This is a genomic window from Sporomusa sp. 246TCP1, assembly GCF_057319775.1.
In genome coordinates this window covers 4339822-4360216 of sequence record NZ_CM170492.1, presented here as the reverse complement: position 1 = coordinate 4360216, position 20395 = coordinate 4339822, and the positions used below count along the sequence as shown (strand labels likewise).

17 protein-coding genes are annotated in these 20395 nt (G+C 39.1%); 9 read left to right on the top strand and 8 right to left on the bottom strand.

Annotated features, from left to right (window positions below):
* The first annotated feature begins 21 nt into the window (after positions 1-21).
* On the top strand, positions 22-2964 hold the full coding sequence (locus AC1ECB_RS20600) for a glycosyltransferase (RefSeq protein ID WP_485665541.1): 2943 nt from the start codon (positions 22-24) through the stop codon (positions 2962-2964).
* A gap of 134 nt (positions 2965-3098) precedes the next feature.
* On the opposite strand, the gene AC1ECB_RS20595 is transcribed toward AC1ECB_RS20600, so the two are convergent.
* The 4 genes from AC1ECB_RS20595 to AC1ECB_RS20580 form a co-directional block, all read right to left on the bottom strand.
* Positions 3099-4484 (bottom strand): glycosyltransferase family protein, encoded by a 1386-nt coding sequence (locus AC1ECB_RS20595; RefSeq protein ID WP_485665540.1) that lies wholly within the window; start codon positions 4482-4484, stop codon positions 3099-3101.
* 54 nt (positions 4485-4538) lie between these two features.
* The gene (locus AC1ECB_RS20590) at positions 4539-5213 is read right to left on the bottom strand and encodes a glycosyltransferase family protein (RefSeq protein ID WP_485665539.1); all 675 of its coding nucleotides are present in this window, start codon (positions 5211-5213) and stop codon (positions 4539-4541) included.
* Positions 5200-6966, bottom strand: coding sequence for a glycosyltransferase (locus tag AC1ECB_RS20585; RefSeq protein ID WP_485665538.1), 1767 nt, complete (start codon positions 6964-6966; stop codon positions 5200-5202). Before AC1ECB_RS20585 ends, AC1ECB_RS20590 begins: the two co-directional genes overlap by 14 nt.
* 236 nt (positions 6967-7202) lie before the next feature.
* Positions 7203-8930, bottom strand: a complete 1728-nt coding sequence (locus AC1ECB_RS20580; RefSeq protein WP_485665537.1) for a DUF6385 domain-containing protein — start codon at positions 8928-8930, stop codon at positions 7203-7205.
* Between the two features lie 241 nt (positions 8931-9171).
* On the opposite strand from AC1ECB_RS20580, the gene AC1ECB_RS20575 reads away from it, so the two are divergent.
* Genes AC1ECB_RS20575 through AC1ECB_RS20565 form a run of 3 tightly spaced genes read left to right on the top strand, consistent with a single transcriptional unit; the run spans position 9172 to position 14329 of the window.
* A complete protein-coding gene (locus AC1ECB_RS20575) occupies positions 9172-11151 on the top strand; it encodes a glycosyltransferase (RefSeq protein ID WP_485665536.1) in 1980 nt (659 codons plus the stop codon).
* Positions 11148-12896: a glycosyltransferase gene (locus tag AC1ECB_RS20570; protein WP_485665535.1), complete on the top strand. Its 1749-nt coding sequence runs from the start codon at positions 11148-11150 to the stop codon at positions 12894-12896. The genes AC1ECB_RS20575 and AC1ECB_RS20570 overlap by 4 nt, the downstream gene beginning before the upstream one ends.
* The gene (locus AC1ECB_RS20565) at positions 12875-14329 is read left to right on the top strand and encodes a glycosyltransferase (RefSeq protein ID WP_485665534.1); all 1455 of its coding nucleotides are present in this window, start codon (positions 12875-12877) and stop codon (positions 14327-14329) included. The genes AC1ECB_RS20570 and AC1ECB_RS20565 overlap by 22 nt, the downstream gene beginning before the upstream one ends.
* On the opposite strand, the gene AC1ECB_RS20560 is transcribed toward AC1ECB_RS20565, so the two are convergent.
* Positions 14295-14507 carry a hypothetical protein gene (locus tag AC1ECB_RS20560; protein WP_485665533.1) on the bottom strand — a complete coding sequence of 71 codons (213 nt, stop codon included), beginning with the start codon at positions 14505-14507 and terminating at the stop codon, positions 14295-14297. The genes AC1ECB_RS20565 and AC1ECB_RS20560 overlap by 35 nt on opposite strands.
* Before the next feature lie 35 nt (positions 14508-14542).
* Positions 14543-14836 carry a PAS domain-containing protein gene (locus AC1ECB_RS20555; RefSeq protein WP_485665532.1) on the bottom strand — a complete coding sequence of 98 codons (294 nt, stop codon included), beginning with the start codon at positions 14834-14836 and terminating at the stop codon, positions 14543-14545.
* Between the two features lie 335 nt (positions 14837-15171).
* Between AC1ECB_RS20555 and AC1ECB_RS20550 the strand changes: the two genes are divergently transcribed.
* From AC1ECB_RS20550 to AC1ECB_RS20535, 4 genes are all read left to right on the top strand, one after another.
* Entirely contained in the window at positions 15172-15573 is a 402-nt protein-coding gene (locus AC1ECB_RS20550; protein WP_485665531.1) for a BCCT family transporter, read from the top strand.
* A 326-nt stretch (positions 15574-15899) separates the two neighbouring features.
* Positions 15900-16382, top strand: coding sequence for an ABC transporter permease (locus AC1ECB_RS20545; RefSeq protein ID WP_485665530.1), 483 nt, complete (start codon positions 15900-15902; stop codon positions 16380-16382).
* Between the two features lie 201 nt (positions 16383-16583).
* Positions 16584-17681, top strand: coding sequence for a uroporphyrinogen decarboxylase family protein (locus AC1ECB_RS20540; protein ID WP_485665529.1), 1098 nt, complete (start codon positions 16584-16586; stop codon positions 17679-17681).
* Positions 17674-18321, top strand: coding sequence for a corrinoid protein (locus AC1ECB_RS20535; protein ID WP_485665528.1), 648 nt, complete (start codon positions 17674-17676; stop codon positions 18319-18321). Before AC1ECB_RS20540 ends, AC1ECB_RS20535 begins: the two co-directional genes overlap by 8 nt.
* Here the strand turns inward: AC1ECB_RS20535 and AC1ECB_RS20530 are convergent.
* Positions 18307-18999 (bottom strand): DUF3841 domain-containing protein, encoded by a 693-nt coding sequence (locus AC1ECB_RS20530; protein ID WP_485665527.1) that lies wholly within the window; start codon positions 18997-18999, stop codon positions 18307-18309. The genes AC1ECB_RS20535 and AC1ECB_RS20530 overlap by 15 nt on opposite strands.
* Positions 18957-19409, bottom strand: coding sequence for a DUF3841 domain-containing protein (locus tag AC1ECB_RS20525; protein WP_485665526.1), 453 nt, complete (start codon positions 19407-19409; stop codon positions 18957-18959). Before AC1ECB_RS20525 ends, AC1ECB_RS20530 begins: the two co-directional genes overlap by 43 nt.
* 395 nt (positions 19410-19804) lie before the next feature.
* Here AC1ECB_RS20525 and yedF point away from each other — a divergent pair, with 395 nt between their 5' ends.
* Positions 19805-20395, top strand: coding sequence for a sulfurtransferase-like selenium metabolism protein YedF (yedF, locus tag AC1ECB_RS20520; protein WP_485665525.1), 591 nt, complete (start codon positions 19805-19807; stop codon positions 20393-20395).

Below are 20395 nucleotides of genomic sequence, written 5' to 3'. Positions count from 1 at the left end.
CTTTTATGGAGGGAGCTAAGTTTGAACAAATATTCAATAGTATGTATATGTCAGGTCTATAATGAAATTGAGAAAGGAAACCTCGATAGATTTATCCACTATATAAAGCCGATAGTGGATGCAGTGGTTGTATATGATGATGGCAGTACAGACGGTAGTTATGAACATATGCTAACTGTCACACCTTATGTTATCAGAGGAGTAAAGAATAACTTTGATAATAGGCGAAGGCATAAACAAAGATTATTAACTGAGGCTTTAAAGTTGTCACCGGATTTTATACTTTGGCTGGATGCAGATGAGGTTTTGGGTGCTAATACTGCTGAAAATCTGCAAAATTTATGTCAATTTTGTATACAAAACGATTTCGACGGGGTTTCCCTCCAAAATATAAATATCTGGAGGAGTAAAACGTGGAAAAGACTTGATAGCTTATATGATACGGAATGGTTTGTGCGGTTATGGCGTGTTACTCCTGAAATATCTTTTGATCAACGTACATCTGCTCTTTATCAACAGCCATATCCTGAAAACTTGAGGAAAATAGTATGTGTGACAAATTTTAAAGTTTTGCATTATGGATTCTCAACAATCAAGAACCTCGCTTATAGATATTTAAGGTATAAGTTAAAAGGACAGTGTGGATATAATATGTTGGACCGGCTCATTAGTGAAGAAACTCTTGTATTGGAACAAGTACCAAAACAAGAGTTTCCCGAGGGTTTATGGTTGGAGGATGATCCACCAATAGCAATGAGCTTTTTAGAATCTCTAACCGAAGTCGAAAAATACCGAAAGTCGGTATTCCGTCCCCAATATTCAATAATATGTTTAATATATAAAGATGTAGAATGGCTTAAATTTATATATAATCAAGTGTTGAAGTATACAGATTTAAGTGATAAAGAATTTTACTTTGTGGCAAATAATGCGACAGAAGATGTTTTAAATTATCTAAAGGATAACTATATACCACATTATATATATAATAATACCCTCAATCAGCCGGATGAATGGTACATTAATAATATATATCGTGCATATAACTATGGTGCAAAAAAAGCACAAGGTGATTTTTTAATCTTTATTAATTCTGATATGGCATTTTCCCCGAATTGGTTTGAAAACCTGTTAAAAGTATATAATGGAACTAATTGTGTAACATCTCGGTTGGTTGAATCTGGAAAGTTAACAAGCGGGATGTATGGGGTTGAAAAGAACTTTGGATATACGTATAACTCATATAATGAAGATGAATTTAATAAATATGTAGTCAAAATTATTGAAGATTCGCATCCTGATAGTAGGTTATATATGCCCCTATTAATCCGGAAACAGCATTTTGAGTTAGTGGAAGGATATCCGGAAGGTAATATTATTCCAAGCAGTAATATTTTTAGTCCTCAATTGGCGCAAAAAGGAGAAGCAAATATATCTGGAGATAAAGTCTTAATAAAAAAATTACTTATTCATAATATTAAACATCAGACATCATTTGATAGTATCGTTTATCACTTTCAATGTGGTGAATTAGATAGTGAACCAACAAAGAATTTTGATCAACCAGGTGCTAGAATTGCTATTTGTAACGATATTGTTACCGGCTCAATGGGAGAAAAAGTTTTATGGGACTTTCTGCTGGATAACTGTCCATCTACTATCGGTGTTGATACTAGGATAGTAGGTAAAAATAATTTTTCTTTAGAGGCAAAAAAATATATAGATTCCCAGCATCCGGAGGTATCAGTCGTTTTACAAAATGCAACATTTATAGACTTTGTTGATCAAGAAAAGTTCACAATTGCTTTTTTACAAGATAATTTACGCCAAATGGGAAAACCTTCCTTGCAGCAGGAAAGAAATCTAAAGTTAGCACACAAATTAGTAACAAATTCTATCCAAACTGCCTTATCCTATCCTGAGTATGATTTTGAAATTATTCCTATAGGTGTAGAGGAAACTTTATTTCAATGGAATGAACTATTTCAAAAGGTCTTGCAAGATATCTCCTGGCAACACAGTCGAGTAAGTAATAAATCAAAGCCTATGGTTTCAATAATCATGCCGACTTATAATCAAGATCAATTTATTGCCCAATCTATTCAAAGTGTAATAGAACAAACATTTACTGATTGGGAATTAATTATTGTAAATGATGGGTCAACAGATAATACGGTTGATATTATAAGGAAGTATAACACATATTGCTATGGAAAAATAAAAATAATTAATAAAGAAGTGAATCAAGGAATAGCGTTAGCAATTAATGATGGTTTGCGCGCAGCTAGAGGAAAATATTTTTGTTGGTTAAGTTCTGATGATCTATTCACTTCAAATAAGTTAGAAAAACAAGTATCATTTTTAGAACTACACTCAGAGTATGGTATGGTCTTCAGTGGGTATGACTGGATCGATGAAAAAGGCAATTATTTAGGAACTATTATAGAAAAGGAGTTAGAAGGAGCCACATTTTATCGAATATTATTAGTACGGGATTGTATACATGGTTGTTCTATTATGATTAGGAGGGAATGTTTGGACGAAGTCGGTATGTTTAATCCTGACTTCAAGTATGCCCAGGATTATGATATGTGGTTACGGTTGGCGACGAATTTAAATATATCCTACTTAGCTGAAAGTTTACTAAAAGGTAGAATTCATAGCAAGGCAGGTACGAATGAGGGGAAGAATGAAATAGATGCAATACATGTTATTTTTACTTTTATTTTGAACTATACTGCATCTACCAGATTATTTGAAAAAGCTGGATTTGACAACTCTAGCGATGCTTTAACTTGGATATTAGAAAGGTTATATGATCAATTCTGTAACAAAAATGAAGAATTGATGCAAATTAAACGAGGAATAGAGTGGATTTTAAGTAATAGAAATATTCCGGAAGAAGTATCTAACTTTATTATAATGCTTGATAAAAAAATTGAATGCAAATTAAACCAGACATAGATTTTTAAATAATGATGTCTGCCCTAATGCAACAAACCCGCGAATTTCGCGGGTTTGTTGCATTAGAGCAGAATTAATTGGAGGCGACTCATGAAAACAGTTCTTTTTATCATTAGGGTGGAGAATTCAATGACCTACATTTTGCAGTTGGTTTTTAAGTCATTAATGGTAGCTAGAAGGCTTATTATTTGATCCACATGCTCGGTTTCATCTGCAAATTTCCATTCAAGCAACTTACTATCACTCCAATCACAGAATGATATATTGCTATGAGAATTACTCAAATAACCAATGTTCTGCTTACTACTTTCGATCAAATCTTGCAATATACTATGGTTATTTACCAATATATACTCACATTTATTACCTCTGTATAACTCGATATCCTTTCGTACTTGCTTCACATCAGATAAGTATTCAATCAATTGCGGGAACCCATCAAATGATTTTCCGCAATTGTATTGCTTTATCTTTGCCGCGATGTTCCCGCTAATATTATTTGATAATATGAAACAACCTGCGGTCAGGCTTTCAAAGAATGTAAAGGAATAGGTTTCCGGACAAATTGACCAAAGAAAAGCTATATCAATTTTATGCGCTTGTATGGCCTCTACCATCTTTTCGTCTCCCTGTTTCAGCACCGAAACAGGAATATAAGAAACTCCCGCCAGTTCTTCCTGCCAGCTTCCGAGATGATAGAAGTCATAGCTTTCCTTACATTGGTTAACAACTTCTTTCCATTGGAGATAACCTTTAATTGGTGATTGCCCTCCAATATATCCGATTTTAATTTTAGGGCTTGGCATATCAATAGCATTTCTTAGCTTCATTAATACGTTTTGGTGAGGAACTACTTGGCATTTTTTTTCAAGGTCTCTATAAACTGATCCCCATATATGTTTAGGGATTTCTGAAGGGAAAATAAACTTGCCCTGAAAGCGATAAATAAAGGCTTCCATTGTACTCCCGATCCTATTTCGGACATCAAAATAGCAACAATCTTGGCATGCCTCTGATCCAAATGGTTGCGCTCCACAGTATTCAAAATTATTTTTAAGCAAGTTGTACTGTGGACAAATAGTGTAAAAATCATGTATATAAAGATAGCTTTGATGCGGTTGTAGTGATTCTTCTAAAATGCTTAGCGCTTTTAAAAAGAAACCCATCATGTGATGAATTAGAAGGGCCAGTACGTTTATTTGTTCGGTTTTCCTCAAACGCTCAAAAAAAAGTGATAATTGCTTAACCGAAAAAAAGCCTATAAAAACGCTGTCAATATTTAATCCTAATAATTGATTCCATTCAATATTTCCTTCTTCATAACCATAGTTTTGAAGAGGAAATATTTGCACATAATGCAGATTGTTGTCCTTACAAAATATTTCCTCTACTTTCATTAGTTTTTCCACGCCTCCGGTTGTCACCAGTAAATAATTTGTATGAGAAATTGCAACAATCACATTACGCCGTAAGAATAATTGATCAAGCATTTCAATCTTTATCTGTGATGAATTGGTCAATATAATACCTCCTTGTATAATAATAATCTACTATAGTTATGCTGTGAAAGTGATTTAACAAGGAAACAAGTTTTTTGAATATTCCTCCAAAAAAACCTTGCGGTATGCATCGAACCCGTTACTAACATTGACAATTCCGCAATCATGAACACACCAGGGCTCAACCTGGCAGGGAATACCTACCTGGTATCCGGCGCGGATAAACTCCATGCTTTGGGATAGATCATAAAAGTGCCAACCAGTAAAAATATCATCCCTCCACGGAACATCATACTGAGTAATCATCATAAGTCCATCTATACCCTGAACTTTTTGATATTCACCATTAATGTCCAAAAAAGAAAGCAGTTCCATTTTTCCGCTATGGCTGTCAAAGACTTTACCATAATTACACTTCGATTCCCACCAGACACCAGTAGTTGGAATTTTGGCACTACCCGCAAAGCCAATCATACCAATATTCGAATGTTTAAGAAATAAGTCAACAATATTGTTAATAAAGTTTTTATTAACAATAAAGACATCCTGGTGTAGATATACTTTATACTTCGCATCAGATGAGCGCATTGCAGAGTTGTATGCCTTAGTTATATATTCCGCATCCTTAATTTTAATAATTTCAATTTCAAAACCATCGGGTATAAGTAAATGATTTATATATAAAAGTGACTCCTGATATATTTCTTCATCATTTACACAGGTGATGAAGCATATTTTATTTGGATTCATGCTGTGCCTCCTTGACCTCAGCAATCAGTTCCAGAATCTTGGCATCCTTTTGATTTAATTGATTAAGCAAGCCCAGTGCAACCTCTGTCTTTCCCGTCTTAGAAAGAATATAAGCAAGATGGTAAGCCGTTATGGGATCTTGTTTATCCCTTTGATAGGCGTTCTCCAACAGTGTTAGCGCGCTTTCAGTCAATTTATGTTCATAACAGCAAACTGCTATTGTTTGTAGAAGTTCCTCTTTTTTAACAATATTATTTTCGGTAACCTGTATTATATCGTTTGTTGAGAAAACACTGCTTTCAATAAACTCCATAAGAGTATTGAGGGTCTGTGTTTTATCGATGTCGTGTTCTATTCGTCTTAATAAAAATACTAAATTAAGCGGTGCCTTTAATTTAGCTGCAAATATATATTGATTTGCCCGATATTGCTGGGCCAAGTTCGGATCCCCCATTAATTGAGTAACTTTTTTAATAAAATCACTATCTTGCTCAGTTTCAGGAAAAGTTGTCATTCGATACTCCTGAACACAGTACCCTAGTTCTTTAAAAGTTTTATCAATTTCATACAAGGTAAAAAAACGCAAGGGAGTTTTGTCTAAAATTCCGGCAGCCTCATAGGTCCAAAATCCTTGCAGCATTTTCTTTATTACACTAAAATGCATAACATTAGGAATAGACACTAATAATTTTCCATATGGTTTTAAATATTGTTTGAATATGGTAAGAGCCTTCCCGGGATTGTGTAAATGTTCCAACACATCCGCAAGTAGGATATAGTCAAAAAAATTCTGGGGATATGCTAATTCTAATTCCTCTATGTTTTGATCAGATACTTCTGCAAACAGTGCAGCACTACGTGCTGCAGTTTTATTTATTTCAATGCCATAAAGTGACGCTTTTTTATACTTATTTTTCAAGTGTAAAAGTGTTCCACCACAGGCACACCCAACTTCTAGAATATTTAGCGGAGTATCTTCCGGACTATCTGCCAATGCTGCAACCTCAAATCTAATTAAAGAAAAATAACTTGAGTCAAAACCCCATTTGTCCGCAAACTTATTACCGTTTTCTTTTAGTAGGGCCGCATATCTGAAGTTATCTTGTTTAAAAGATACACTTCCAAAATGATGGATAAACGTGTCTTTACATAAAATTAGGCGAAACCCCGCTAGCCGAATTCGATAGGAAAGGTCGTCATCCTCAAAATTTCCAGGGCTGAATTGCTCATCCAAGAGCCCAACCTGCTCCAAAACACTTCTCTTAATAAGCAGGCAAAAGCCAACAAGTTTCAGACGTTCTTCCCACATCTTGGGATTAAACCTATTTACCGTTTCTGCAAATAGCTGCATCTCTGTTTCAGAGTGATAATTTACGCTAATTGCCTGATAGTTGGATACATTGTTAGTTATGGGACCTACCGCCCCAATCTCATTTTCGCTATAAAGGCACTGCACAAGATTATCCAACCAATTACTTGTAACTATGACATCATTATTAAGTAATAAGATATTATCCCCAGTGGATACGGCAATTCCTTGATTGCAGCCTTTGGGAAATCCAACATTTTCCTTGTTATAAATAGTTTTTATATCTTGTTGCTCTTTGAGCCAGGAATTTGTTCCATCTGTGGAGTTATTATCAACAATGATAATCTCATACTCGTTCTTCTTAGTATACTGACGTATACTATCAATACATTTTTTTGTATACTCCAATTGGTTAAATGTTAATATTACAATGCTGGTTTTCATTGTGTCCCCCTATTTTAACTTAGAAAACAACATTTCTACTTGAGACTATCAGCTAAATGGCTCGGGAAATGCTGTTTACTAACAAAGGACTTCCGCTCCTTTTTTGATCATTCTATATATTAAACTATGCCGAACATATTTTTTTGGTTCTTAATAGGAAGGCACCAAAATAATACATTTCCCTCATCATATTGATGAGGGAAATGTATTTGGCAGTTGATGGTAAGGGTGTAACCTTATCCAACCGTATTACCTTGGAAGAAGACGTTGAGGGTTACGGCACTATTGGTGGCATCTTGTGCATAGTAGTACACACGGGCGTATTTGAGGAAGACACCGGCGACAAGGGCTGCTGTGCCGTTGTAGGCGATGGTATACGTGGCGCCATCTTTTATCCAATTGTTGCCGTCTGGGCTCATTTGCAGGTATGTTATTGCGTTATTTGGTGACGGGGAGGCGTTAACTACGCCATACGTCCATTGGCCAAGGCCCAATACTTGTCTTTCAAAGCCAGGACCGCCGTTAGTGATGCCTGTGAGAGAAGGAAACACGACATCAGTTGTAGCGAGAGACACGGAAACGGGAAGCAGTTCACTATTAGTAGTGATAGGCAGAGCGGTAGAAGCACTAATAGGAGTAATAGTGGTAGCACTGATAGGAAGAGCAGTATCAGCACTAATAGGAGTAATAGTGGTAGCACTGATAGGAAGAGCAGTATCAGCACTAATAGGAGTAATAGTGGTAGCACTGATAGGAAGAGCAGTATCAGCACTAATAGGAGTAATAGTGGTAGCACTAATAGGAAGCGCGGTAGAAGCACTAATAGGCAGAGCGGTAGAAGCACTAATAGGAGTAATAGTGGTAGCACTGATAGGAAGCGCAGTATTAGCACTAATAGGAGTAATAGTGGTAGCACTGATAGGCAGAGCAGTATCAGCACTAATAGGAGTAATAGTGGTAGCACTAATAGGAAGCGCGGTAGAAGCACTAATAGGCAGAGCGGTAGAAGCACTAATAGGAGTAATAGTGGTAGCACTGATAGGAAGCGCAGTATTAGCACTAATAGGAGTAATAGTGGTAGCACTGATAGGAAGCGCAGTATTAGCACTAATAGGAGTAATAGTGGTAGCACTGATAGGAAGAGCAGTATCAGCACTAATAGGAGTAATAGTGGTAGCACTAATAGGAAGCGCGGTAGAAGCACTAATAGGCAGAGCGGTATTAGCACTAATAGGAGTAATAGTGGTAGCACTGATAGGCAGAGCGGTATCAGCACTAATAGGAGTAATAGTGGTAGCACTAATAGGAAGCGCGGTAGAAGCACTAATAGGCAGAGCGGTATTAGCACTAATAGGAGTAATAGTGGTAGCACTGATAGGCAGAGCAGTATTAGCACTAATAGGAGTAATAGTGGTAGCACTGATAGGAAGAGCAGTATCAGCACTAATAGGAGTAATAGTGGTAGCACTGATAGGCAGAGCGGTATCAGCACTAATAGGAGTAATAGTGGTAGCACTGATAGGAAGCGCGATAGAAGCACTAATAGGCAGAGCGGTAGAAGCACTAATAGGAGTAATAGTGGTAGCACTAATAGGCAGAGCGGTGTCAGCACTAATAGGAGTAATAGTGGTAGCACTGATAGGCAGAGCGGTGTCAGCACTAATAGGAGTAATAGTGGTAGCACTGATAGGCAGAGCAGTATTAGCACTAATAGGAGTAATAGTGGTAGCACTAATAGGCAGAGCGGTATCAGCACTAATAGGAGTAATAGTGGTAGCACTGATAGGCAGAGCAGTATTAGCACTAATAGGAGTAAGAGTGGTAGCACTGATAGGCAGAGCGGTAGAAGCACTAACGTCTAAGCTTCCGGAAGTATCGGTTTTTAATGCTGCATTAGTATCACTACCATAAATTTGCACCTTCATTGATTGGGCTTGGTCTTGAAAGGCCTTATAGTTAGGCATAGTTTCTTTTTCCCCCTTAATTGAAGTTGGATTTCTGCAATAACATAAGAGGTAATAAGAATATTAACATAACGTGCTAATATCTACCTCATGATATAGTCTATGAGCGTTGATAAATAAAGGTTAACATCATAAACATAAAAAATAGATTTCTTCTATGTAATTTAAATAGGGGACTATTAGGCACCATGCGAACCAGTCGAACATATATTAAATGGGACACATATTCGGGGGTGGAGAAATGCCTGCAATTAGCTTATGTATGATTGTTCGTGATGAAGAAAAATGTCTTACCAAATGTTTAGCCAGTGTTCAAGAGGTAGTCAATGAAATCATTGTCGTAGATACAGGTTCTAAAGATGAGACAAAAAAAATTGCTGCTGGATTTGGCGCCAAGGTTATAGATTTTATTTGGAATGGTAGTTTTGCAGATGCCCGCAATGCATCCCTTGAAGCTGCCAACGAAGATTGGGTACTGTTCCTTGATGCCGACGAATATCTGGAACCTTCTTCACATGAGGCATTACGTAAGGCAGTGGCGCAAGCTGATGTAGAAGGCTACTATATACCTATTGTTAATATCTATGGCAATGAGCAGCAGCCTGAGCAGTGCCGGGACCTATTGTTCCGTCTGTTCCGTAATCGAAATGAATATAGATTCTGTGGCATTATTCATGAGCAAGTACTAAATTCAATCCTGGAGAAAGATCGCAATGCCAATCTTGCTATTGCCCATGATGTTACCATCTATCATTATGGATATTTAGACAATCAGGTTCAGGAAAAAGATAAGATAAACCGCAACCTTGCACTACTGGTGCAGCAGATTAAAGATTTTCCTGAAGACAAATATGTGTTGTATCAATATGGATTGGAGCTTTACCGGGCTGAGCGTTATGGGGAATCCATCGAAATGCTGAAAAAATCACTCGCAGGTCTGAAACCGGGAGGACCTGAAAGTATGTATTTGCCCAAACTAATCAGGCTGCTTGTTATGGCTCATTATCAGGCTCGCAGATATGAAGAGGCGGTCGAATATGTTAACTATGGTTTATCGCTATATCCGGACTACGCTGATTTGTATCATTATGGTGGGCTGTGTTTCTATGAACTTAGAGCGTTCGGCACTAGCTTTGAGTATTTTATGAAGGCTACAACACTAGGTGAGCAAGCCTATGTATATGGCTCCTATCCTGGTGTAAGAGGGTTTAGAAGCCATTTTTACATGGGGAAAATTTGTGAAGAGTTTGGCAGCGAGGAAGAAGCTCTTGGGCATTATTTGGCAAGTTTTCGGGAGAACTCTTCTTTTCATATCGCGTTAGAGCAGATCATACGAATTTTGGTGAAAGGTGAGGAAAGTGACGATGTAAGAATTGCCCTTGCTACTATGTGTGAGTGTTGTACGGCAGACGCTAAATTCCTGGTAGGGCGCATGTTATTTATGGAACGCTCTTATAAATTAGCAGGGGAATATCTTGAGGCAGCAGCCTCTGGTGGACTAAATACAGCTGAGGTTGCTATCTGCCTGGCTATTTGCCTTAGTCAGCAGGATCGGGTAATTGAGGCTGTAAACCTGCTTGATGAATATATAGATGACAGCGATCATTATGTCAGAGTAATGGTTAACAAAGCCATCATCTTCTGGCTTCAGGATAATGCTTTCAAAGTGCGAAGTATTACCGATAGTCTGCTACTAGTAGGCTTGGATGATGATTTTATGGCAATAGTTAAGCTGTTGAGGTTACAGCCTAATGAGGACGTGGGTTTCGTAAACGTAAGGCCGGACTCATCAGAGCTACTCTTTGATATATTACTAAGAGCCATGGATCATGGAGATTTTAAAAAAGTAGATGAGATATTAGCCAGGATGCAGCAGGCGTGGATAAAGAGACATGGCTATAGGCTCATGCAAATGTATTTAAGCCATAAGCGGCTTAACGATGCAGAGCGGTATGGACATATCTACTTAGTGAGTAATCAGGACAGTTTTGATGCACTTGTAGGCATGGGGGATATAAAAAGTAAAAAAGCAGAGTACTGGGAGGCAGCTGAATATTACCGGGTTGCTGTTAGCGTTGCTCCTTGCAGTCCCAGGGCATATGTCAGCTTATTGAAGATGTATGACAAACTCTGTCTGGAGACTTTGAAAACTGCTGTAGAAAAACATCCTGACGTCGAACTGTTTAAAGCGATGCTGGAGCAGGAGGCGGCAAGACAATGACAGGGCTGATCAGTATTGCTATGATTGTAAAAAATGAAGAAGATATGCTGAGAGCCTGCTTGGATAGTGTTAAAGCGGTAGTTGATGAGATTGTGATTGTGGATACAGGATCAGTTGATAAGACCATGGAGATAGCAAAAAGCTACACCGATAAAGTATATAATTATTCATGGCAGGGAGATTTTAGTGCTGCGCGTAATTTTGCTATCGCCCAGTGCAGTTGTGAGTGGATTTTGGCTGTAGATGCAGATGAACGTTTAGAGGTTGGGCATGAATTCTTGCGAGAGCTAATTACAAGTACAACGAAAGAGGCATTTATAATACCACTTAAAAATTATAGCGGCCCTGGCGGCAGTGATTATAATGTAATTGGCGTGTTAAGGTTGTTCCGCAACCTGCCGCATTATCGCTATATTGGCAAAATACATGAACAAATTGCCATTGCCGACCAAGACGTTGTCGGATACAGTGACTATCCGATTATCAGTCACAGTTATATAGAGCCGCGCCGTCGTCAGGACAAACGCAGGCGCAATATGCACATGCTTGCAGAACAGTTAAAACATGAGCCGGAGAATGAGGCATTTATAAAATATTATCTGGGTTGTGAATGGTTGGGACTGGGACGGTATCAGCAAGCCTGCGCTTGTTTTCGTTGTGCGTATGAGCAGCTTGATAAGAGTCATATATTTTTTCGGTCAAGTGCTGTACGAAGTCTGGTTGCCTGCTTACGATATATGGGAAAATTTGAGGAAGCGTTGGCTATTTGTATGAGAGAAACAGTGGTATATCCGGAATATACCGATTTGTTTTTTGATGGTGGGGTAGTGTTGGAACAAATGGGGGAGTATGAGGCAGCGCTGCGGTGGTTTGAAGCTGCTGTAGGTTTAAGAACGCCGCTTATTGTGTACCAGCATAGCAATGGGACGGAAAATTTTTTATCTCAATATCACTTAGGACATTGTTGTCAGAGGCTGGGGAAATCTGAGAAAGCTGCTGAGTGGTATGAAAAGGCGCTTGCGGCTAACAAAAATTTTATTTATCCGTTATATGGGCTTTTTATGGTGTTGGTGACTAAGAAAAGTTGCGAGGAATTAGTAAACTACTTCACCGAACGAGGGTATGTGGCAACTGGTGAAGGTCGGCGGGCGCTGGGGGCGCTTTTTTTTGCCAGTGGCCGGCCTGATTTAGCGATAAAAGTATGTAGTCAGGCAGAAAGACCAAGCATTCCTTCAATTGATTTGGCAAAGTATTACCTTTACGGTGGTGATTTTAAGCAGGCATTAACAATGATAGAGGAGCTTCAACCCAGACAAGACCCGAATGATGCGGTGATAATGAAGCTGGAAATACTTTGTTATATATTTCTGCGTGATTTAAGCGCCGCTAAAGCAAAGTGCCTGATTATGTGGCGATATGAGCCTAGGCGTGCTGAGGCTCTGGCTCTGTTAACGCTTATTAAAAGATTAGGCGGTCATCGACTGAAGATCAGTGAACAATATGAGTCTGTTTTGGTAGACAGTTTACTTAGGATAGTTGCTGATTGCGCGCGTTCGTACGGCGAAAATTCAGGCGTATATATTGAGGTGGCCAAGTGTTGTGAAGAAATCATGAGCGACTTAGAACAGGGAAGTAGAGCCTTGCTCGATTTTTGGAAGAGTGAAATAAAGGGTATAGAGATGCTGCTTGATGTAAGGTATAAAAGTGTGCGAGGTTTATATGTATGGAAAAAGGATGGTTGCTAACAGCTTGTCTTATTGTAAAAAATGAGGAGCATTGTTTAGGGGATTGTCTTAACAGTATTAAGGATTGGGTAGATCAGATTGTGGTTGTAGATACAGGCTCAACAGATAACACGGTGCAAGTCGCCAGACAATATGATGCCCAGATTGAGTACTTTCCGTGGAAGGATGACTTTGCTGCAGCACGAAACTATAGTCTGCAATTTGCTGAAGGTGACTGGATTTTGGTGTTAGATGCTGATGAACGGATCGAAGGAGATTTGACAATCCTATCAGACTTAGTGGCTAAAGATTATGAAGGCTATTATCTTACGGTAAAAAGTCCTTTAGGGACGGAAAAAATTGAGGTTGAGGATTATGTTGTGAGATTATTCCGTAATGGCCGGGGGTACAAATTTATCGGAGCGATCCATGAGCAGATTGCAGGCAGTATAAAAGAGCGTAAGGGACAGGAGGCACTTGCTTTTTCGGGTATTATTGTCAGTCACAGGGGATATGAGCCTGAAGAAATTTTACGCAAGCAAAAGATGGTGCGCAATAGCCAGATAATTAAAAGTCAGTTAGCACGGCGGCAGGATGATACCTTTATGCTATACAGCCTTGGTACTGAATTAATACAACAGGAAAAGTATGGAGAAGCATGCAAGGTACTTATGAAAGCGCTTAGACATATGACGGGGAGAGAAGGGTACTTTCGAGAAGTTATACTGCTTGTACTTATGGCAAGTCTCAAAAATGGTGCTTATGTAGAAACGGAAGATTTGTTTGTTAAATCGCTGGCAATGATGCCTGCGGATAGGGATATCTTATTTTTGGCAGGACTGAGGCAAGCAGCATTAGGAAATTATCGTTTGGCCGGGGAACTGTTTAACAAAGGGGGCATTAATACTGTACTAGTGCCGCCACCGCTACTTTATGCGATCGTTGGAGAGCTTTTTTTTAGGCAAGGAATCTGGCAGGAGGCGGGTATTTACTTTATGCAGTCATTGGAGGCGGCACCTTCGTTATATAGTGTGGTGAGGCTGATTGAAGTTATAAAACAAGGGGAAGCGGGGGCTGCTAAGAATTTGGCTGATGCTATGGGTGAGAATTTTGCCAGACTGGCACATGAGGCTTTTCAAAAAGAAGAATATTATGCGGCTGCTGCTATTTGTCTTGTTACCATGGATAAGGATGTTGGCCAAAATTTTGATCAGTGCAAAAGTTTATATCAATCTGTTATAAAACAAGCAGACGGAATGCCGATTAGTATTAAAGGCTATCTGGAATTTTTATTTAAACAAATGGAGATATGCAATGCGGTTTTAGTAAACGACAAAAAGTGCCAGATAGCACAAAACTATCTGGCAGAGGCAGCCAATAGAAGTCTTAGGGTATGGTTAACGTTGTGGCCGGAGCATATCATGCCGAAAAGTATTTGGGAGTATTGTTTGTAATTAGAATAACATCGGCGTCTAGTGTATCAACTTGTTCCTGGACTTTCTCGCGCAGATTTTCTGGCGAGTTATGCAAGCCTGATTCCAAGTATACTACAAGAAAATTAATGCCTGATTGCTGCATAGCAAGTTTAAGTTCGTCTTTCATAGTTTGGCAAGCCAAAATTATTGTTAGCATTAATGTCACTTCCAATCAGTCTCATACTATTTCGCTTAATTAATATTGCAAATATCATGCCAAGCAGTTGTGATGTTGAGGCTGTATATAGAAAGAGGACCTTGAAGAGCTTGCGTTATGGATTCCCTGGGCAAAGAGTTCTTTACCTTTTTTCCAAGCATAGTATGACGATCAGTGGCCTCAATTCTTTCAAAAGCCCGGTTATAAATTAGAATGGTTCCATCTTTATCTGCAGCATATACACCCTCTGATATAGCATCGATAATTTCATGTAATAACTGATTTTCCCTAGTCAAGTCTTCCAGACTTTTTGGTGTTTTTTCAATCATCTAATGATCCATCCTTTGCATATCATACTTAAAGAAAAGAATTTTTTCACTGAAAAAATTCTTTTCTTTTGTTTGTGAGTCCAGTGTATACAACACTTTCGGCTAGCAGGTGAAAAATAGTTTTTCATTAGCAGATAAATTTTACATCAAAATCATAGTAAGACTCTTGCAATAAATGAGGACTTTTTGCAAGAGTCTTACTATTTGGCTAATTTTTGCATGATGTTGTGATGATGGCATGATAATTGCAATACTTACAAGGCGTATCGATTCTTAATAAGGAAGGGGGCTTATGGGAGTTACTTATACCATTGAAAAAGTTAGGAGGGGTGAAAATGAGTACAGAGGAAAAAGGAATTGATAAATGGCTATTTTGGCCACCGCTCATATTGGTTGCCGTTATATGTAGTGCAATTATTCTGAATCCTGAGGGTGGAACTAACGCCGTAAATAAGGTATTTTCCTTTTTGACCGGCCCAATGGGATGGACCTATGAGGTTTTTGTTTTAGCGAATTTAGGGGTCGTACTGTATTTTATCTTTGGCAAATTTGCCAATAAGAGATTTGGCGGGGATAAGCCGGAATTTAGCACTTTTAGTTGGCTGGGGATGCTTTTTTCCGCCGGTACTTCCGCCGCGATCGTATATTGGAGTCCGATTGAATTTTACTTCTATCTTACAACGCCTCCTTTTAATATTATACTCTGGCTTTATTCATATTTTCTCTCTATCATATAGGGTGATGATTTAGCCCTATTATGTTTTTTTCTGATATTTATCTATTTATCAGAAAAATATTCCCTGAGGGTTCTTCATAGACACAGTCAAAGAGTCTGTACTCACAGACATTACCGTAAAAAAGGGTTACGAGTCATTATAATAATATAGCAATTATCAATTGGTGTCGAATTTGCTCATCGAAAAAGACAATTAGTGCATTTTCATTATCTGTGTTACGATAACACTAAGATAGCTTATTTTTAAGTAGCAAATAGCAACCAAACTAACATGGAAAACTTCCGAGGCGAAAAAATTGGTATTACCCGTGCGGTCTACGCAAAAACGTGACACCTTATATCTATGCTTTCAGTGCTGTCCCAGTACCACTGCTGACGTCATATGCTATCAATTTATTTCCGACTTTCCAGACAGCTTCTATCTTTTTGATTTGGTTGACTGCGTTCTGGGTTATTTTAGGTACAACCATTGGTGCCGTTATGAGTATTGACAAACGTTATTTGGAAACTGCGTCAATCTTGGAGATGCCTAAAGCGGAGAGGCTTTTTAAGGTAGTTTTGCCGGCGGCATCTCCTAGCATTTTAGTTGGCTGTTCCATAGCATTAACCTTATCGTTTATGATGTTGGCTGTTGCCGAAATGTTTGGCGCAAGCTCCGGCATGGCTTATTTTGTCCAATACTATTCCGACTTTGCAAAATTTGATGTGGTAATGCTTGGTTTTTTGTTTACATCAGCGGTTTTGGTTTTGATTATGTATATCTTTGATACAATCAAACACCGAATTTTACATTGGACAATCAATAACTAAACATTGAGTTTCATAGTTTGCAAACGCAATGATCCGCAAGTGGATTGCGAAATGTGATAGAAAAACGGGACGGTGTTAGCGCATGGCAAAACACCGTCTTTTAACAACCAAATAACTAGTATCTTTCGATTCGGCTGTGTGGTTTAATAAGTTGGCTGTTTTGCTTGATGCTAAATATATTAAAGATGGGACTGAAGTGGTATGCAAGATCAAATGACGCCAGATCAAAGAGCGGCTGCTATTGTTAATGGCTCTGCGGTTGATAGATTGCCATGTAACCCCAATATTGCAAATGGAGTTGCCAGAGTCTATGGGTGTAAAATTTCCGAGTTTAATTACAATCCTAAAGCTATTGCCGCAGCCCAAATGGCTGCTTATCATAAGTTTGGCTGCGATAGTTTACGGATTTTTACAGATTTATTCCCATGGGCAGAAGCGATGGGGGCAACAATTGCTTTTCCCGAGGATGATACGGCTGATTTGCTTAAACCTGCAATTTCCAGCGTAGAAGATATTGATAAATTGCAGCCGGCTAATCCTTATAAGGACGGACGGCTGCCGGTACAACTGGAAGCAATGAAATATCTAAAAGACTTTGCAAAGGATGAAATTAAGTGTTCTGCAGGTATCGTAGGAGCGTTTACTAACGCATTTTTTCTGTTCAATACAAACAAAACGCTAAAGCTTATTCACAAAAACCCTGAAGCAGTACATAAACTTTGTCGGGTTTCACTTGAAACTTGTAAAGCTTATGCTAAAGCAGCACTGGATATTGGCTTGAATCCCACTATATCAGAACCGATGTCATCTTGTACTGTCGTTAGCCCAACGGTTTTTCGCAAATTTTCTTTACCTTATCTCAAAGAGCTTGTAGATTTTATTAAAAACTATGGGTCTAACCCGGTTGTGCATATCTGTGGTCAGACTAATAAAATTTGGCAGGATGTTGTTGACCTGGGAATTGGCGGTATCAGCATTGATAATGTAGCAAGCTTAAAGGAATGTAAGTTTGCTGTTGGTTCGCAAATAAAAATTATGGGTAATGTAGATCCAGGTGGAATCATGTATTCAGGAACTCCACAAGAAGTTCGCCTTAAAACGTTGGAGGGAATTCTGGATGCTTATGATTCGCCTAAAGGCTATGTGGTTATGTCTGGCTGCAGTTTGCCTGTAGAAACGCCTTTTGAAAATATTCAAATGATGATGGACACTGTACGGGAGGTTGGTTATCCTGTTTGTCCTGAACGTGTTATAGAAATGATTGTGCAAACTAAGAAGGGATTAGAACGAGATGAATAACAAAGAAGAATTATTAAAATTATTATCAGAATGCGTAGTAGAAATGGAAGATGACAAAATTATTTCAATAGCAGAAGAATATATAAAATCCGGATATCCTGCCATTGATGGCATTATGTATGGATTGGTAGATGGAATGAATAAGGCTGCCGACTTGTATGAAAATGAAGAATATTTTATACCGGAGCTCTTGATTTGTTCTGATGCTATGTATAATGGGCTGGATATTTTACGCCCACATTTGGATAAATCTGATGCTAAGGAAAAGATTAAGGTGGTCATAGGCGTTGTAGAAGGTGACACCCATGACATTGGGAAGAATTTGGCCAAAATCATGTTGGAAACAGCAGGATATGAACTTATCGACTTGGGACGTGATGTTCCTGCTGCTTCTTTTATTGATTCTGTTAGAAACACGGGAGCGAGTGTAGTTGCACTTGCAACTCTAATGTCTACTAGCATGAATAATATGAAAGAGGTTATTCATTTACTGAATGAAGAGGGGCTGCGTGAAAACGTACAGGTTATTGTAGGCGGAGGACCTATTTCAGCAGCTTTCGCCAAGCGGATCGGTGCTGACGGATATTCATCAAGTGCAGTGGAAGCGGTTAAATTGGTTAATAGTTTAATTGTCGTATAGTCTAGTTTGTTTTATATAGAATGATAAAGAACCTGCCCAAATAACAGAAGTGTTATTTGGGCAGGTTCTGAACTTTATGGAACAATTTGTTGTATCCACTGCCGATCCAGATACCACAGGCCTGCCTGCATATCCGGATACAGATAGGAGCCGGTCTCCTTTATCTGCTGGTTGTACCGGAACAGTCTTTGCCAACTGTCCCGGAGTTTTTTTGAATTGGGGATAAAACGGTGTGGTATATACATCCCCCTCGTAATGAATTCCATAGCGGGCCAGTTTTGCAGCAAATTTCGCTTCTTCCTCCGCCGTTTCCCCGATATACTGCAGGTTCAACACCTTGTTCCAGTCGCTCATCCGAAAAAACACCGCGTTCTCTACGGGAACGCTGAGCTTCAGGATTTGACATCCAGAATGATGTTCTAGATACTTGATGTCACAAAAAGTCCAGATGGCCGATTCTGCTTCTTCTGGCTTTGGGGAAATACGTTGGGCATTCTCTATATACCAGGAATACGCCTGTAAAAACACGGCAGATACTTCTTCATATTTCCGGACGATGTACTCCAGTTTTACATAATGATATCCCTGTTCCAGCAAGTGCCGGAACACTTCATCCGTCTGGGCCGTGTACAGTGTTATTTGGTTATGCTGACAATCCATTCTTTCCTCAGTTCCCATAGGGTACCCACCCTGACCTTACTCAAAATGATACTTTCGTCAAACAATCGGTCCCAGCTTTTGATGATCTTTCGTTTGATATTGGGATAAAAAGGTTTCATATAGGCGGTACAGTCGTCGACTCCGTAGCGGGCCAGCAAGGTGTCGTGCTCTTTTTTATCCTGGGCATCGGCCGGGATGTACATATAGTTGACAATTCTGCCCCACTTATCAATGTCCATTGTAATCAGCCGGGCTTGTTCAACCAGAATTTCCAGTTGAACATTCCCAGGGCTGTTTTCTATTTTGTCTTCCTCTGTTAAAGACACCCAGATCGGGTATTGTACATCTTCAGGTGGCTGCACTATTTTGCTCGCCGCTTGATAATACCAGTTGTACACATCCAGGGATAGCGCAGCGTGTTCCTCCATTTTGTTGACGATGCAGAATGTTAAGCTGTATTTATTGCCATTTTACAATGAGTAAAACAATGGTGTCAACCTTTATAGATTATTTCAATAAAGCAGTTCTAAGAGCATTCGAAGCAGTCCCTCACAAACACAGTTAAAGAGGCTGTATTTTCAGACAGTACCGCAAAAAAGATTTACAGGTTATGATGATTATAGCAATTATCAATTGATATTGAAATTGCTCATTGAAAAACACGATTAGTACATTTTAATTATCTGTGTTAGGATAACACAAAGAAAGCTTATTTTTACGTAGTAAACAGCAACCAAACTACTAAAAATGGCTGTTAGTTTTATGTCCGTAGACACCTAACAGTCAGATTAAAAATTGTTACAAAAGTAAAAGGAGATAATCAATGCAACGGATCAACGCAATCGGTGATGCCTGTCCCCTGCCTGTAATCAAAACTAAAAAAGGTCTAGCTGAAATAGAGAGCGGTCAGTTGGAGGTGCTGGTGGATAATGCGGCAGCTGCCCAAAACATCCGCCGGTTCGCTGAGTCGGCAGGATGTCAATATGACGTATTGCAAAAGGATGGTATTTTTCATATCACACTGTTAAAAGGAACAGCCCAACAATGCGATTTTTTTGCCGGCAGCGAGGCAATTGCTGATAAAACGGTTGTTGTTCTGCCTGCTGATACCATGGGAGCCGGTGATGACGAACTGGGGCATATCCTGATGAAGGGGTTTATTTTTGCTCTCACCCAGTTAGATACATTACCCAATACCATCCTGCTTTACAACACTGGTGCAAAACTATCGGTACATGGCTCAACCTCCCTGGAAGACTTAATTACTCTGGAAAGGGCCGGGGTTGCAGTCCTGACTTGCGGCACCTGTCTAAATCACTTTGGACTCGCAGAGCAGCTCGGTGTAGGGGAAGCAACCAATATGTATCGCATAGTGGAAGAGATGCGTGACGCTGGACGCATCCTCCGCCCTTAA

Excerpts from the sequence above, each read along its gene's own strand:
- AC1ECB_RS20580 (WP_485665537.1), bottom strand. The coding sequence starts at position 8,930 with ATGCCTAACTATAAGGCCTTTCAAGACCAAGCCCAATCAATGAAGGTG.
- AC1ECB_RS20555 (WP_485665532.1), bottom strand. The coding sequence starts at position 14,836 with ATGATTGAAAAAACACCAAAAAGTCTGGAAGACTTGACTAGGGAAAAT.
- AC1ECB_RS20550 (WP_485665531.1), top strand. The coding sequence starts at position 15,172 with ATGAGTACAGAGGAAAAAGGAATTGATAAATGGCTATTTTGGCCACCG.
- AC1ECB_RS20590 (WP_485665539.1), bottom strand. The coding sequence starts at position 5,213 with ATGAATCCAAATAAAATATGCTTCATCACCTGTGTAAATGATGAAGAA.
- AC1ECB_RS20570 (WP_485665535.1), top strand. The coding sequence starts at position 11,148 with ATGACAGGGCTGATCAGTATTGCTATGATTGTAAAAAATGAAGAAGAT.
- AC1ECB_RS20535 (WP_485665528.1), top strand. The coding sequence starts at position 17,674 with ATGAATAACAAAGAAGAATTATTAAAATTATTATCAGAATGCGTAGTA.
- AC1ECB_RS20540 (WP_485665529.1), top strand. The coding sequence starts at position 16,584 with ATGCAAGATCAAATGACGCCAGATCAAAGAGCGGCTGCTATTGTTAAT.
- AC1ECB_RS20575 (WP_485665536.1), top strand. The coding sequence starts at position 9,172 with ATGCCTGCAATTAGCTTATGTATGATTGTTCGTGATGAAGAAAAATGT.
- AC1ECB_RS20525 (WP_485665526.1), bottom strand. The coding sequence starts at position 19,409 with ATGGAGGAACACGCTGCGCTATCCCTGGATGTGTACAACTGGTATTAT.
- AC1ECB_RS20565 (WP_485665534.1), top strand. The coding sequence starts at position 12,875 with ATGGAAAAAGGATGGTTGCTAACAGCTTGTCTTATTGTAAAAAATGAG.
- AC1ECB_RS20530 (WP_485665527.1), bottom strand. The coding sequence starts at position 18,999 with ATGGGAACTGAGGAAAGAATGGATTGTCAGCATAACCAAATAACACTG.
- AC1ECB_RS20585 (WP_485665538.1), bottom strand. The coding sequence starts at position 6,966 with ATGAAAACCAGCATTGTAATATTAACATTTAACCAATTGGAGTATACA.
- AC1ECB_RS20560 (WP_485665533.1), bottom strand. The coding sequence starts at position 14,507 with ATGCTAACAATAATTTTGGCTTGCCAAACTATGAAAGACGAACTTAAA.
- yedF (WP_485665525.1), top strand. The coding sequence starts at position 19,805 with ATGCAACGGATCAACGCAATCGGTGATGCCTGTCCCCTGCCTGTAATC.